Here is a 12,104-nt window from a genome sequence, read left to right on the forward strand (position 1 = left end):
GACAACACCCATGCTGGCGTAGGGCCGCGAGCCCTACTTCAGGGCCCCACCACGCTCAAAGTTGAAGAGCCGGCATTGGAGCAACGGTTGTCATGGACTCCGGCGGAGAGGTCCTACGCCGAACTCGCGGAGTGAAACCTCTGGACTACGCCCTGCTCGGACGCTGGATCGGTCACATGTCAGAGGGGCAGTTCCGACACCCAGCCATCATGGACGCCGTCCCGGTTCGGTATGAACGACTATTGGGTTGGGCGGCGCATTACAGCATTGGAACCGGGTTCGTGCTCGTGTTGGTTGCCGTGCACCCACGTTGGTTGGAACGCCCCACGATTATCCCGGCCTTGATCACCGGCATAGGAACCATCGTGGCACCGTGGTTCGTGATGCAGCCGGCTTTCGGACTCGGCATAGCCGCCGCAAAGACTCCGACGCCGACCATTGCTCGCGCCCGAAGCTTGCGGACCCACACCATCTATGGGCTGGGCATCTGGGTCGCGGCCAATATTCTTCGCCACCTGCGTTCCTGAGTCGTCGTCTCAGAGCTCACTCACCAGCAGGTTCGGCCAAATGCACCCGCTCCCCGTGCCGACCGAGCAGACTCAGGATTTCTACGGGGCCGTTACCAGTGCTACCGAACCAGTGTTCAGTACGCGTGTCGAACTCGGCGGCCTGCCCGGGTTCCAGAATCACATCGTGGTCTCCCACGATCAGCCGCAGCCGACCGGACAGAACGTACAGCCATTCGACGCCCTCGTGTCGAGTGGTCACCGGTGTCGAATGGTCGGAAGGCAAGATCATCTTGAGTGCCTGCCGGGGCCCGGGAAGGTGCGTCAACGGCACCACTATCACCCCTTTTCGTCGCACGGGTCGCGGATGAACCCGGGGATCGCCAACCGAAGGGGCACCCACCAGTTCATCGAGCGGTAGCTCATAGCACTGCGAGAGCGGCAACAGCAGTTCCAAGGTCGGACGTCGACCACCCGATTCCAACCGAGACAAGGTCGAGGACGAGATACCCGTTCGAACAGCCACTTCCTCGAGGGTCAGGGATCTCGCATGCCTGAAGGCTCGTAGCCTGGGGCCCACGTCTCTCAGCACATCGTTCATTTGCGTCCCTCTCGTTAGGCCCACCTCACCACAGATCGCTCCGTCATGAAGGCGTGCCGGGTCCCGCAGTTCGCAGCTGCGCCCCTCCCCGAGAAACTAGAGACTACGCCCGAATCCGTAGCTGTACAGGTTCCCGTCACGGTCGCGGTAGGCGTACTCGTCACCCAGGAACTTGCCGGGCACATCGCGGGGTGAATCCGCAATGGCTTGCGCGGACACAGGCAGGGTCATGGGCAGGCGACCGGCAGGGCCGCCATCTTCTCCGGACAGCGAGCGCAGCAGGTGCTCGGGCTTGATCTCGAACGTGATCGCCACCGCCTGGGCTTCGGGCTCGAGTTCGGCCAGCAACCACGGGTTGGTCGCGTTGACCACCAACAGTGTGGGAACGGTCTTCTCGATCACCTGAACACGGTCCACGTCCACGCCGTTGTCACGGGGGTCGAGAGACAGCGACACACCGTCGCGATCGTCCTCGAACAGTGCGATCTCAGGGCGGGCCCAGATGAGCGCGAAGTCCGCGTCCTCGGGAGCACTCACGATGTCTGCGGTTGGCCATACCGCCGCAATGGCCTCTTCCAGCTGGCCCTGCACCTGGTCGATCTTGGTACGGCCCGTCACGAAGGGATAGACCTTGATGGGCTTGTCGAGCTGGAGAGGCAACAGAGCGGCGTCGGCGTCGTTACGAAGGAGCGTGACCGACTGTCGCTGCGCGCGCTCGCCCAGGGCCGAGATCTCAGGGGCGCCGATGACGGAGGCGGCACGAGCGGCGTCGACGTAGGGGTTCTCGAACAGGCCGAGCGCAAAGATTTCGGTGAGCAGCCGCGCGGCGGGCTGGTCGAGCTCGGAGGCTTCCAGGTGACCCTGCTCGACGGCGGCGATCAGCTGGGCGGGGTTGGCCATGTCCAAGAAGATATCGGTGCCGGCGCGGACGGCGGCGGCGAAACGGTCGGCCTCGCTGAGGTCCTCGACGCCCCACATCATGGCGTCGATGACCCCGGAGTCGGAGTTCACGTAGCCCTCATGACCCATCTTGTCGCGCAGCAGCCTTTGAATGAAGGTGCGGTTGTAGGCGAACGCAACCTCCTCGAACTGAGTGGTGGGGCCCTGCCAGAACTCCTGGTCCAGCTGCGGGGAGGAGTTGTTCATGGGGCGGGCGTAATACGGCATGATCGAGGCGGCACCGGCGTCCAGAGCGGCCTGGAACGGGGGTAAGTGGTACTTCTCGAGCGCGTTCTCGGTGGGGTACTCGTTGGTCTGGCCCCACTCGAAGTGCGGATCGTGACCGTCCAGACGCACGCCGCCGCCCGGAAAGTGCTTGATGGTAGTGGCCACGGATTCTTCGCTCAGGGTCTCGCCCTGCATACCACGCACCACGGCGCCGATGTACTCGGAGACCAGCTCGGGATCCTCACCGAAGGTGCCATTGAAGCGGGACCAGCGAGGCTCGGAGGCGAGGTCAGCCATGTACCCGTAGAGCTTGTGGATGCCGCCTGCGCGCCATTCCTTGGCGATCTCGTGGCCGAAAGTCTCGATGAGTTCCTTGTCGTTCAGTGCGGCCAGACCCAGCTCACCGGGCCACTCGGAGAAGATGCCGGTGGACTCGTTCACACCGAACTGGGAGACGAGCGCGACATGGTTGCGGGGGTTGGACGCGAAGATCGCAGGGATGCCCATTCGCGAGTTCTCGGCGAGTTCCTGGACCGCGTTGGTCCACTCGGTGAGTTCCTGGGGAGTGAGGTTGTCGCGGACCACGAAGTAGCGCTGACCGCGCTCGTTGATGGCCTTGTCGGTTGCCGAGGTCACCAGTACCGGCTCGGCGAAAGGCACGCCGGTGATGGGGTTGGCGTCGCGCCAGACGTCCTCCTGATTGAGGATCTGTCCCTCAACGGGGGTAGGCAGGAATGCGGAGTAGCCCGGGTAGTGCGAGCCGATGACCATCAGCCCGGCCTTCTCCTCGGTGGTCATGCGGGAGACCAGGTCACGAGCTCGTTCGGCGGCGGGGAGGCGCCAATCCTCGAAGGGCGACAGGGCGCCGTCGCCGTCGAGATCGCGAAACGTCAGGCCGTCCTGCTCGATGTAGCGGCCGGTCTTGCTGCCGAGTTCGGGTTGAGTAGTCATGTGTGCGGCCCCTTCGTCGCGTCCAACTCCGTGCCATTACGGCGGCGCTGACCACTCCAAAAACCCAGCCAGCTCCGACCATGGCGATCTGATGGTCACTGTATGCGCGGTGCCGGCCGGGTTCCCGTAGTTGGCAGCAGTTGCCAGGAGTTGCGGCTTTCGGAGCGGGGACGACGGCGCTCGGGCAGGTTTGCGGCGGCGTTCATTGACCTGGACCATGGTCCAACTGTTTGGGTAACAGCATGAGATCAAGCGCATTCACTATCGGACCCGTAATGATTCCTCCGATGGCCTTGGGAACTATGTATTTTGGTACGCAAGTCCCCCGCAACCAGGCTTTCGCCTGCTTGAACCATGCTTATGAGTTGGGCGCACGATTCTGGGACACAGCCAACAACTACGCGTTCTGGGCGAATGGAACTGGCAACGAGTCCGAGGAGACGATCGGTGCCTGGCTGGCCGCTAACGGCACTGGCATGCGCGACGAGGTCACCTTGGCGACAAAAATCGGGGCCCGTCCACGTTCATTGGGAGACGGCCTGGACGCATCGATGGGGCTTTCCCGCCGAGCAATCCGCACCCAGGTGCAAGACTCCTTGCGACGCCTTGACGTGGATCATGTCGACGTTCTTTACACGCACATCGATGACGCGAACACCGCGCTCGAGGAAACACTGGATGCCCTGAGCCAGTTAGTGGATGAGGGCCTCACCAGAACCATTGCTTCCAGCAATCTGACGGCGGCTCGTCTCACGGAAGCCCTTGAAACGCCTTCGGCCCACCCATATACAGCGCTGCAGCAACGTTTCTCGTATCGGGAGCCGGCTCCGAGCACCGACCTGAGTCCTCACGTGCTACTCGACGATGAAGTGTCATCGCTCTGCAGTGAACTCAACCTGACGAGGCTGGGGTATTCACCCCTGCTCTCTGGTGCATATACCCGCGCGGATCGGCCGCTGCCAGAAGGCTATGAAATGGGGCCCGCGGCGTCGGCGGCATTAACCGAAATCGGCAACAAGTATCGGCTGGACCGAGGTCAAGTCGTTCTCTCCTGGATGGTCCGCCGACGCGAAAAGGTAATTCCCGTCGTTGGGGTCTCCACTCCCGAGCAAGTGCAGAGCGCTTGGGAAGCCGTCACGACTACGCTCAATTCATCGGATGTGGAATGGCTGGAAAGGGCTCGGCATGAGTGATCGCATGTCCATTGGCGACGCCGCTCGGCACCTTGGCCTTGAGCCAGACACCCTGCGCTATTACGAACGCAAGGGAATCGTCCCGGCACCCACCAAAGATAGCGCCGGGCATCGTGTCTACACCGAAACCCAGTTACACCTCCTCGAAGTTCTTCTGCATCTCAAATCCACAGGTATGCCACTGGTCAAGATCGCGGCGTTCACCAGGTTGGTAGCGAGCGATCCAGATGGCGTGCCCGAACGACTCGACCTTTTACGTGATCATCGAGAACAAGTCATCCAAGAGATAGAGTCCTGGCAGCATTCTATGCGCGTGATCAACAGAAAGATCGAGGACTACAACCAACGGCTGGGTGGACATGGGCCACAGTGAACAAGTGCAGGACGACTACAACCGCCGCGCTATCGAGTACATCGAAGCGCTGGGAAGCGTCGAACAGATGGCCACGCCGGATCGAGAACTGATTAGCGAGTGGCGGGATTCCTGTTCAGGGCCATTACTGGACGCAGGCTGCGGGCCAGGTCACTGGACTGAATTATTGAGCCAGGATGGACGAGACGTCTTGGGTGTTGATTTGTCAGAGGAGTTCATTGGCCACGCGCGAGCCGCCTACCCCGATGTGAACTTCGAACGTGGTGATTTCAGACGGCCGCCATTGCAGTCTCACTCCCTTGGAGGCATCCTTGCGTGGTACTCGCTGATCCACACCGAACCCTCCGCTGTTCCCCAGATCCTTGAGGAGTTTGCTCGGGTGTTGAGGCCCGGTGGAAGTGCGCTCCTGGGATTCTTTGGCGGTACGGACGGCGAAGAATTCGACCACGCTGTGAGCCGCGCATATTTCTGGAGTCTTGAGGGGATGAGCAACGCTCTTAAAGCAGCGGGATTCAAGGTGGTTGAGTCTCACCAGAGAACTGTTCCGGGTAGCAGGCCACATGCCGCAGTGATTGCTCGCAGACCGGGTTTCTCCACCCCTTAGCTCAGAGACGGTTTCTAAGCACCGAGCCAGTCATCGATCGACGTGGTGGTTACTGTATGCGCGGAGTCGGCCGGGTTCCCGTGGTTGGTAGTAGCTGACAGAACTTGCATTCATGGGGAACGACGGCTCTCGGCGGGTTCTCGCAGGGTAGCTTCCGTTCACCAAGTATCGGGCGGGTGAGAAAGGATTAATGCCTTTCAGATATGCCCTCATTCTAGTTTTCAGAATTCTGGTCTTCCGGAGCCAGATCGGTCCTCAACCCCACTGCCCAGAGAACATCCAGAACACGGCCGACTTCGGCGCTGTATTTTCCCGCCTCAACCTCGACCAACCACTTGCGAGAGACACCAGCCTTGTCTGCTAGCGCAGCTTGGGTCAACCCAGAGTCCAGCCGTCGATTGCGAATCGCTGCGCCGAGTTCAGCAGCAGTTTGAATCCTCATGGCACCCCTGACCGACGTGTAACCGCTTGGTGACAATCTAGAGTGTAACCGTGCGGTGACTTATTGAAAAGACACCGAACGGTTACATCCCGAAAACGCGGGGAACCATCAATTGGATGACCGCACCCAATCGAGATCTGATTAGCCGGCGACAGGATTCCCGAGGTGTCATCGGTGTCGATCTGCCTGAAGAGCACTCAGGCTATTCAGCGGGTTGAACCTCGCTCTCGACAACCCACTTGTGATTCGTCATTTTCATCCCGTCCGTCTCCACGTCCACCATGTAAACGGTCTCATCGGTGGAGCTCTCGATGGTGGCCTCGGCTCCCTTCATCCCCGCCATGTGATCGGCGGTCAGCACGACTTCCGTACCATCCGCCAGGGGCGGTTCACCCGGGTCCTGTAGTTCTTCCTGGACAACCCACTTGTGATCGACCACGGGTTCGCCACCGTCGGTCGGCGTGTACGTCACCGAGTAAGCGGTCGTGTCGAAGGCACCCGTAATGGTGGCTTCGCTGCCCCGCATACCCGGCATGTGATCGGCAGTGAGGGTCACTGAGGAGCTCACGGGGTATGTCGGGTCGCTTACTTCCACGATTCCCTCAGGGGGAGGACCACCATTCGGGTTGTGCTGGTGCTCAGCACCACCCATTCCTTCATGCCCCTCATGGCCCCCATGAGCACCGGACGCCTCATCAGCAGACTGCGACGACGTTGCGGTTGCCGTGGTGCCCGGCACTGAGGGCGTCTCTTCCTCCCCGGCGTCCGTGCCACCACAGGCAGTCAACGCCAAGGCAGCGGCCAGTGTCAGGCCAGGCAAAGTGATGGTGCGTTTCATGGTGGATCCTCCCAGTTGTTGGTTCGAGTTTCGGTGCGGGGTGCGGCATCGATGGGCAGCAACCCCGAGCGACTGAGCCGCGCGCCGAAAACCCGAACGGTTCCTCTCCTTCTTTTGTATACCCCTATGGGGTATTAATCAAGCAATGATTGCTCGCACATTGGACTTCTCAATGCTGTGGCTGGGTGCTGCCCCTACGCGCCGAGCCACTCATCGATCGTCGTGGTGGTCACGTGGGCGTCGGCCGGGATGAGGCCACCGTTGGCGATTCCGCGACCCAAGTACGGAGCCTCGCGAATGGTCTTCGGTTGCACGCCGTCGATCGAACCCTTGGCAGCGAGAATCCGCCGGGCAAAGTTCGCCGCGGAATCCACCTGGGGTCCCCGAACAGCAACAATCTCGTTCCGAGCCGGGCGAGGTTCACTCACGAGATCCGCCATGTAAGTCACCACATCGCTCATCGCGGCAGGCGCCAGCAGCATGCTCGGCATGATAGACAGCGGCCCCTTGGTCACCCGATGGACGAGCACGGGGATCAGCTCGAACCACTGCGATGAGCGCACCGTGGTGGAGGGGATGTCAGCCTCTTGGTAAAAGCTCTCCTGTGCGGCCTTCCCTTGGTAATGGCCGTTTCGGTGGTTCACCTCGGGGTTAGTTGCGCCCGCAATGGACAGACACACGATCCTGCCGACGCCGTTCGCTTGCGCCGCCTGGACCACGTTTCGTGCCGCACGGGTGAAGAACTCGATCGACTTCTGCGCGCCGAGGGCATCAATGTGCAGTGCGTCGACCACGATGTCCACGCCGTCCAGGGCTCGCTCCAACCCCTCGGGTGACATTACGTCCACACCGTGGCTGCGACTGATGCGCACCACGTCATGACCCTGCTGTTCCAACTTGTCTGACAGGGCAGACCCGAAATTTCCACTGGCGCCCAACACCGCAATTTTGCTCATGCATCCACCCTAGCCACGCCCAACTGCGGGAGATAGGGGGCGGCAAACTCACCGTGGAACGAACCAAACGGCTACAACCGCGCGATCCGCTTGATGTCCTCCTGGAACTCGTGGACGACCTCCGCGGAGACCGTGGCGCGGGTTTGAGCGATGGCCTCCAGATAGTCCTCCGTCGTGGGTCCGGTAGCGCCAGGTGCGCGAACGGCGGCGGCGTCGGTCTTGGCGGCGTCGTCGACGTCGGCAGCTTCAGCTGCGGAACCATCCGAAGCGGCCCCGTAAACCGATTTCTCCAGCGCGTGCTGGGAAGCCTTGCGCGCCGAGAACTCGATATCCGCCGGGGAGAAGCCGTTCGACTTGGACACCAGCAGATCCAAATCAACATTTTCGGCGACCGATTCGGGGATGTAGCGCAGCCAAATGGCTTGGCGAGCAACGTCGTCGGGCAGGCCAATCGGGATGACGTAGTCGAAACGGCCATGGCGCAGGAAGGCCGAATCCAACGTGCGAATGAAGTTGGTGGCGCAAACCAGCAGTCGGCCGGGGCGGTCGCGGAATGCGGGAATGATTTTGAGTAGCTCGTTGGTCACCCCCTGCAGCGGCGACGGCGGATCGCCCTTGCGTTGCGCGGCAATTTCCTCGACCTCGTCGATGAAGACGACCGCGTGTTCCAGCTGCGAGATTTCCAGGAAGATCTCACGCAAGGCACCGGCCAGGCCCTTGGGATCGGCGGCGAGACGGGACGGGAAGACCTCAACGAACGGCCATTCCAGGCGAGAGGCAATGGCCTTGGCGAAGGTCGTCTTGCCGGTGCCGGGAGGCCCGAACAGCATGACCGCCCGGGGCGGCACCACGCCGTATTGCTGGGCGAGATCTGGATCGGCTAGCGGCAGCACCAGACGCCGTTCGAGCATTTCCTTCTCCCGCTGCATGCCACCCATGTTGTTCCACAGGTTTCGCGACAGCAGCCGACCGCCGAGCGCGTGGAGCAGTCCGATTTCTTGGCGCTGGATGGGGATTTCCCGCTCGAAGTAGCGAAGGTGTTTCTTGTCCAGGTAGCCAGCGTCCCCCAAAGCCTCCACGCGACGCTCGGAATCAGGCACCAGGATGGAGAGCCTGGTGAGACCAAGTGGCGCGAGTTTGCTTTCGACGGCGGCCAACAGCGCACTGCCGATGCCCTGGTCGAGCCACTGGCTGTCCACGCCGAAGAACACGATCCAACCTTGGTCATGCGCAGCGCGTGCGACGGCCGCGCCGACCACCACGTCGTCGTCCACGGCGACCACGGCTTGGTCCTCCTGGCATGACGCCAGGACTTCCGACAGGGCGTAAACGGGTTCCACGCCGGACAAGCGGGAACTCTCCCACAGGCGCAGAATCGAGTCCATGTCAGCGGGGTGGAAATCTCTGATATGCCACGTAGTCACCCGAGAACTCCTTCGTTCCGGTTGGTGAGTTGGAGGGCTTCATTATGACACGGGGCCTCGGCCGGCTGCTTTTACTCCCCCGTCAGCCCGTCGATGGATTCCCTGATCAGGTCCACGTGTCCGTTGTGGCGGGCGTACTCCTCGATCATGTGAGTCAGGATCCAACGGAGGTTGTGGGTTTCGCCGTGGCGTGTGGTTTTGCTTCTGGTGTCTAGGCCGCCCTCCGTGTAGGCACGTTCGGCGTTCCCCCGGGCCAGTGAGACACTCGTCTGCCAGTTCTCGACGAGATCGGCCGGGTCGTCGTGAATGGCGGTGTCGAACTCCCAATCCGGTGACGCCTCCCAATCCACGGATTCCCAGGGCTCGATGCCATCTTCAGCCCAGAGAACCTCCCTGACTGCAGGCGGTTCGGTTCTCGATGGTTCGTTGAGGACAAGCTGCCTCATCAGGGTTCATGGAAGGCTGTCATTCATGACCCCGTCCGAGATTACCTTCCGTCACGTTCCAGCGGGCAGCATCACACTCAAGAACGCGCGGGCCGGAGCCGTGCGCGACGTCGTCCTTCAGGCATTCCAGCTCGCCGAGACTCCCGTAACGGTCGCGCAATACGCTGGCGAGGCGGGCAATTCGAGGGCCGATCGCCCTGTCACACCCATCACCTGGTTCGATGCGATCAGGTGGTGCAACGCGGCATCGGATGCGGAAGGACTCTCGCCCGCGTACACGATCGCCGATGATTGGGCGTTCTGGAATCCCGCCGCGGACGGCTATCGCCTACCCACCGAGGCCGAATGGGAATTCGCATGCCGCGCGGGAACGACCGGCCCAACGTACGGCCCCCTCTCGGAGATTGCCTGGACCGAGGCCGACGGCGTCGACTCACCTCAGCCCGTGGCCACCAAACAGCCCAATGACTTCGGCCTCTACGACATGCTCGGAAACGTGTGGGAATGGTGCTGGGACCTGGCGGATCCCGCGCGATACGGGGGTTACCGAAGCCTTCGGGGCGGGGGCTGGGCTGATCCTTCGTGGAGCTGCCGGGCATCCGTTCGACGGGGAAGCGCGCCGGATGCCGTCATTGACGACGTCGGCTTTCGACCGACCCGCGGCGCCGTCGGCGATCCCGGTGCCACCGACGCACAGGGGTGGTCCGATGTCGAGGACCTCGCTCGTGCGAAACCCCGCGGACCCGTTCCGTTCGGTTGGACACCGCTCAAGGACATTCCGACGAACTCGCTCTGATCGGGTCGACGAACGCCCCTTTCCCTGTGGGTTCCACGGTGCTTGACTGGACTTCCAACCCCACAAGCTCTGGAGCTTCTCATGAGCGTCACGCATCAGACCCTTCACATCAGTCAGATCATTCCCGCACCTTTGGAGATCGTGTGGGCGGCGTTCCAGGACACCTCATCGCGCTCGGAGTGGAGCGTCCCCAAGGGCGACGGGTTGGTCTACTCCACCGATGACTTCCGCCCCGGAGGCCTCGCCTCGTACCGCTGCGGCCCGTCCGGCGATCTCAACGTCGCGGGCGAGATCGGGTACGTCCAGATCCTTCCGCGCGAGTTGGTCGTCCACACCGACACGGTCACGACCGACGGCACGCTCCTCGCGACCGCGCTGGTCACCTGGACCTTCGAACCCCACGACGACGGCGCCCTGGTCACCATCGTTGATCAAGTGGCCTCGTTCGTGGGTCAAGACATGATCGATGGTCACCGGAACGGTCACACCAAAGCACTCGCGCAATTGGCGGAGTTTCTGAGTGAGTAGCGGTATGAATTGATGGATTACCGGACCAAAGCAAGTGCTCGCATCGGCGAATCACCGGTCGGGGCGGCGTCGGCTTAAAGGCCCCGAATTAAGCTCACGGCAGTGACATGAGTCCATGTATGAGGCGTAGCGTGGACACATGGGCGACGTAGTAAAGTTTCCGGCATCTGAAGCCTCCTCAGACCTGCTCTGGCGGGAGTCCGTGGGTGAGACGCTGCGTGAGGAGCGCCTCGACCGGGGCGAACGTATTGCAGATGTCGCGAGTCGCGCAGGGGTTGCGCCACAGTACCTCTCGGAGATCGAACGGGGTCGAAAAGACCCTTCGTCCGAGATCTTCAGTGCCGTGGCGGGCGCCCTGGACCTGACCGTTGGTGAGGTCGCACGTCGTGCCGCGTCCAATGTTGATCGCGGCTCACTGTGCCTCGCGGCCTGAACCACCTCAATGACGAGGGCGCTGCCCAACGATCTCGTCGATGACCCCGTACTCCAACGCCTTCTCGGCGGTGAGGATGAGGTCGCGTTCCGTGTCCTTCCGGATCTGTTCCCGAGTTTTCTGCGTATGCCGGGCCAGGATTTCTTCGAGCATCGTGCGCACACGCTCAATTTCGTCGGCTTTGAGAATGAGGTCGGGGACCGCTCCGCGCCCCTCCGCCGCGGGAGCGTGAATCACGACGCGCCCGTGGGGCAGCATAGATCTCCCGCCGGGTGCTCCCCCGGCAAGAATGACTGCGGCGGTGGACCCGGCCTCTCCCACGCACGTGGTGTACACGTCGCATCGCACGTAATTCATGGCGTCATAGATAGCCAACATGGCTGGGATCGAACCGCCCGGTGAGTTGATGTAGAGCTGAATGGGCTGGTCGGGTTTATCGGCTTCCAGGTGGATGAGCTGAGCGATGATTGCGTTGGCCACGCCATCATCAATCGCCGTGCCCAGGTAAACGATCCGCTCTTCAAGAAGTCTCGAGTACACGTCGACCGTGCGGTCTCCCTGCGGGCTATGGGTGGTGACGTAGGGGATGGTGTAAGTGCTCATGAGCCTTTTCCTGCCGTGGAAGGTTCGAGGTTCGACACAAGGTCGTCCAGCCCCGTGACCACGTGGTCGATGAACCCGTATTCAAGAGCCTCTTGGGCATCGAACCTGAGTTGGCTCACGACCTGGGGCTCTGCGGCATGGCGGGGCTGTGACCTGTGGTGATGCTGTCGGATTGGGGCGGTTTCACGCACTAATTGGATGGTTCTAGAGTCGTGGTGTGGTGTTCATCAGGCGGGTGCGGAC

At 61.9% G+C, this 12,104-nt stretch carries 15 protein-coding genes; 7 read left to right on the forward strand and 8 right to left on the reverse strand.

Annotated elements, in window-relative coordinates:
* Nucleotides 1–74 precede the first annotated feature (74 nt).
* Nucleotides 75–527 carry a DUF2938 domain-containing protein gene (locus RF638_RS15455; protein WP_368842406.1) on the forward strand — a complete coding sequence of 151 codons (453 nt, stop codon included), beginning with the start codon at nt 75–77 and terminating at the stop codon, nt 525–527.
* A 16-nt stretch (nt 528–543) separates the two neighbouring features.
* Here RF638_RS15455 and RF638_RS15460 read toward each other — a convergent pair whose 3' ends face one another.
* Together RF638_RS15460 and RF638_RS15465 are read right to left on the reverse strand one after the other, a co-directional pair.
* Nucleotides 544–1,107 carry an XRE family transcriptional regulator gene (locus RF638_RS15460; protein ID WP_315277646.1) on the reverse strand — a complete coding sequence of 188 codons (564 nt, stop codon included), beginning with the start codon at nt 1,105–1,107 and terminating at the stop codon, nt 544–546.
* 96 nt (nt 1,108–1,203) lie between these two features.
* Nucleotides 1,204–3,225, reverse strand: coding sequence for a glycoside hydrolase family 3 protein (locus RF638_RS15465; RefSeq protein ID WP_368842402.1), 2,022 nt, complete (start codon nt 3,223–3,225; stop codon nt 1,204–1,206).
* A 287-nt stretch (nt 3,226–3,512) separates the two neighbouring features.
* Here RF638_RS15465 and RF638_RS15470 point away from each other — a divergent pair, with 287 nt between their 5' ends.
* Genes RF638_RS15470 through RF638_RS15480 form a run of 3 tightly spaced genes read left to right on the forward strand, consistent with a single transcriptional unit; the run spans nt 3,513 to nt 5,395 of the window.
* Nucleotides 3,513–4,418 (forward strand): aldo/keto reductase, encoded by a 906-nt coding sequence (locus RF638_RS15470; protein WP_368631476.1) that lies wholly within the window; start codon nt 3,513–3,515, stop codon nt 4,416–4,418.
* On the forward strand, nt 4,411–4,791 hold the full coding sequence (locus RF638_RS15475) for a MerR family transcriptional regulator (protein WP_095797075.1): 381 nt from the start codon (nt 4,411–4,413) through the stop codon (nt 4,789–4,791). The genes RF638_RS15470 and RF638_RS15475 overlap by 8 nt, the downstream gene beginning before the upstream one ends.
* Nucleotides 4,792–4,795: 4 nt before the next feature.
* Nucleotides 4,796–5,395, forward strand: coding sequence for a class I SAM-dependent methyltransferase (locus RF638_RS15480; protein WP_259915804.1), 600 nt, complete (start codon nt 4,796–4,798; stop codon nt 5,393–5,395).
* 214 nt (nt 5,396–5,609) lie between these two features.
* Here RF638_RS15480 and RF638_RS15485 read toward each other — a convergent pair whose 3' ends face one another.
* The 5 genes from RF638_RS15485 to RF638_RS15505 all read right to left on the reverse strand — a co-directional run bounded on the left by RF638_RS15485 (nt 5,610) and on the right by RF638_RS15505 (nt 9,501).
* Nucleotides 5,610–5,837, reverse strand: a complete 228-nt coding sequence (locus RF638_RS15485) for a helix-turn-helix domain-containing protein (protein ID WP_095797076.1) — start codon at nt 5,835–5,837, stop codon at nt 5,610–5,612.
* 202 nt (nt 5,838–6,039) lie between these two features.
* Nucleotides 6,040–6,675 (reverse strand): YdhK family protein, encoded by a 636-nt coding sequence (locus RF638_RS15490; RefSeq protein ID WP_095797077.1) that lies wholly within the window; start codon nt 6,673–6,675, stop codon nt 6,040–6,042.
* A 194-nt stretch (nt 6,676–6,869) separates the two neighbouring features.
* A complete protein-coding gene (locus tag RF638_RS15495; protein ID WP_259915803.1) occupies nt 6,870–7,631 on the reverse strand; it encodes an SDR family oxidoreductase in 762 nt (253 codons plus the stop codon).
* A gap of 71 nt (nt 7,632–7,702) precedes the next feature.
* On the reverse strand, nt 7,703–9,055 hold the full coding sequence (locus RF638_RS15500) for an ATP-binding protein (protein ID WP_095797079.1): 1,353 nt from the start codon (nt 9,053–9,055) through the stop codon (nt 7,703–7,705).
* Between the two features lie 71 nt (nt 9,056–9,126).
* A complete protein-coding gene (locus RF638_RS15505; protein ID WP_259915801.1) occupies nt 9,127–9,501 on the reverse strand; it encodes a DinB family protein in 375 nt (124 codons plus the stop codon).
* Between the two features lie 25 nt (nt 9,502–9,526).
* Between RF638_RS15505 and RF638_RS15510 the strand changes: the two genes are divergently transcribed.
* From RF638_RS15510 to RF638_RS15520, 3 genes are all read left to right on the forward strand, one after another.
* Nucleotides 9,527–10,297 (forward strand): formylglycine-generating enzyme family protein, encoded by a 771-nt coding sequence (locus RF638_RS15510; protein WP_368842403.1) that lies wholly within the window; start codon nt 9,527–9,529, stop codon nt 10,295–10,297.
* Nucleotides 10,298–10,378: 81 nt separating this feature from the next.
* Nucleotides 10,379–10,825, forward strand: a complete 447-nt coding sequence (locus RF638_RS15515; protein ID WP_368629580.1) for an SRPBCC domain-containing protein — start codon at nt 10,379–10,381, stop codon at nt 10,823–10,825.
* A 139-nt stretch (nt 10,826–10,964) separates the two neighbouring features.
* On the forward strand, nt 10,965–11,258 hold the full coding sequence (locus RF638_RS15520; RefSeq protein ID WP_368842404.1) for a helix-turn-helix domain-containing protein: 294 nt from the start codon (nt 10,965–10,967) through the stop codon (nt 11,256–11,258).
* A 6-nt stretch (nt 11,259–11,264) separates the two neighbouring features.
* On the opposite strand, the gene RF638_RS15525 is transcribed toward RF638_RS15520, so the two are convergent.
* The gene (locus tag RF638_RS15525) at nt 11,265–11,861 is read right to left on the reverse strand and encodes a ClpP family protease (protein WP_368842405.1); all 597 of its coding nucleotides are present in this window, start codon (nt 11,859–11,861) and stop codon (nt 11,265–11,267) included.
* Between the last annotated feature and the right edge of the window lie 243 nt (nt 11,862–12,104).

The organism is Kocuria sp. CPCC 205235 (genome assembly GCF_040980905.1).
Lineage (GTDB): Bacteria > Actinomycetota > Actinomycetes > Actinomycetales > Micrococcaceae > Kocuria > Kocuria carniphila.

Excerpts from the sequence above, each read along its gene's own strand:
- RF638_RS15475 (WP_095797075.1), top strand. The coding sequence starts at position 4,411 with ATGAGTGATCGCATGTCCATTGGCGACGCCGCTCGGCACCTTGGCCTT.
- RF638_RS15465 (WP_368842402.1), bottom strand. The coding sequence starts at position 3,225 with ATGACTACTCAACCCGAACTCGGCAGCAAGACCGGCCGCTACATCGAG.
- RF638_RS15490 (WP_095797077.1), bottom strand. The coding sequence starts at position 6,675 with ATGAAACGCACCATCACTTTGCCTGGCCTGACACTGGCCGCTGCCTTG.
- RF638_RS15520 (WP_368842404.1), top strand. The coding sequence starts at position 10,965 with ATGGGCGACGTAGTAAAGTTTCCGGCATCTGAAGCCTCCTCAGACCTG.
- RF638_RS15515 (WP_368629580.1), top strand. The coding sequence starts at position 10,379 with ATGAGCGTCACGCATCAGACCCTTCACATCAGTCAGATCATTCCCGCA.
- RF638_RS15460 (WP_315277646.1), bottom strand. The coding sequence starts at position 1,107 with ATGAACGATGTGCTGAGAGACGTGGGCCCCAGGCTACGAGCCTTCAGG.
- RF638_RS15510 (WP_368842403.1), top strand. The coding sequence starts at position 9,527 with ATGACCCCGTCCGAGATTACCTTCCGTCACGTTCCAGCGGGCAGCATC.
- RF638_RS15525 (WP_368842405.1), bottom strand. The coding sequence starts at position 11,861 with ATGAGCACTTACACCATCCCCTACGTCACCACCCATAGCCCGCAGGGA.
- RF638_RS15505 (WP_259915801.1), bottom strand. The coding sequence starts at position 9,501 with ATGAGGCAGCTTGTCCTCAACGAACCATCGAGAACCGAACCGCCTGCA.
- RF638_RS15485 (WP_095797076.1), bottom strand. The coding sequence starts at position 5,837 with ATGAGGATTCAAACTGCTGCTGAACTCGGCGCAGCGATTCGCAATCGA.
- RF638_RS15495 (WP_259915803.1), bottom strand. The coding sequence starts at position 7,631 with ATGAGCAAAATTGCGGTGTTGGGCGCCAGTGGAAATTTCGGGTCTGCC.
- RF638_RS15470 (WP_368631476.1), top strand. The coding sequence starts at position 3,513 with ATGGCCTTGGGAACTATGTATTTTGGTACGCAAGTCCCCCGCAACCAG.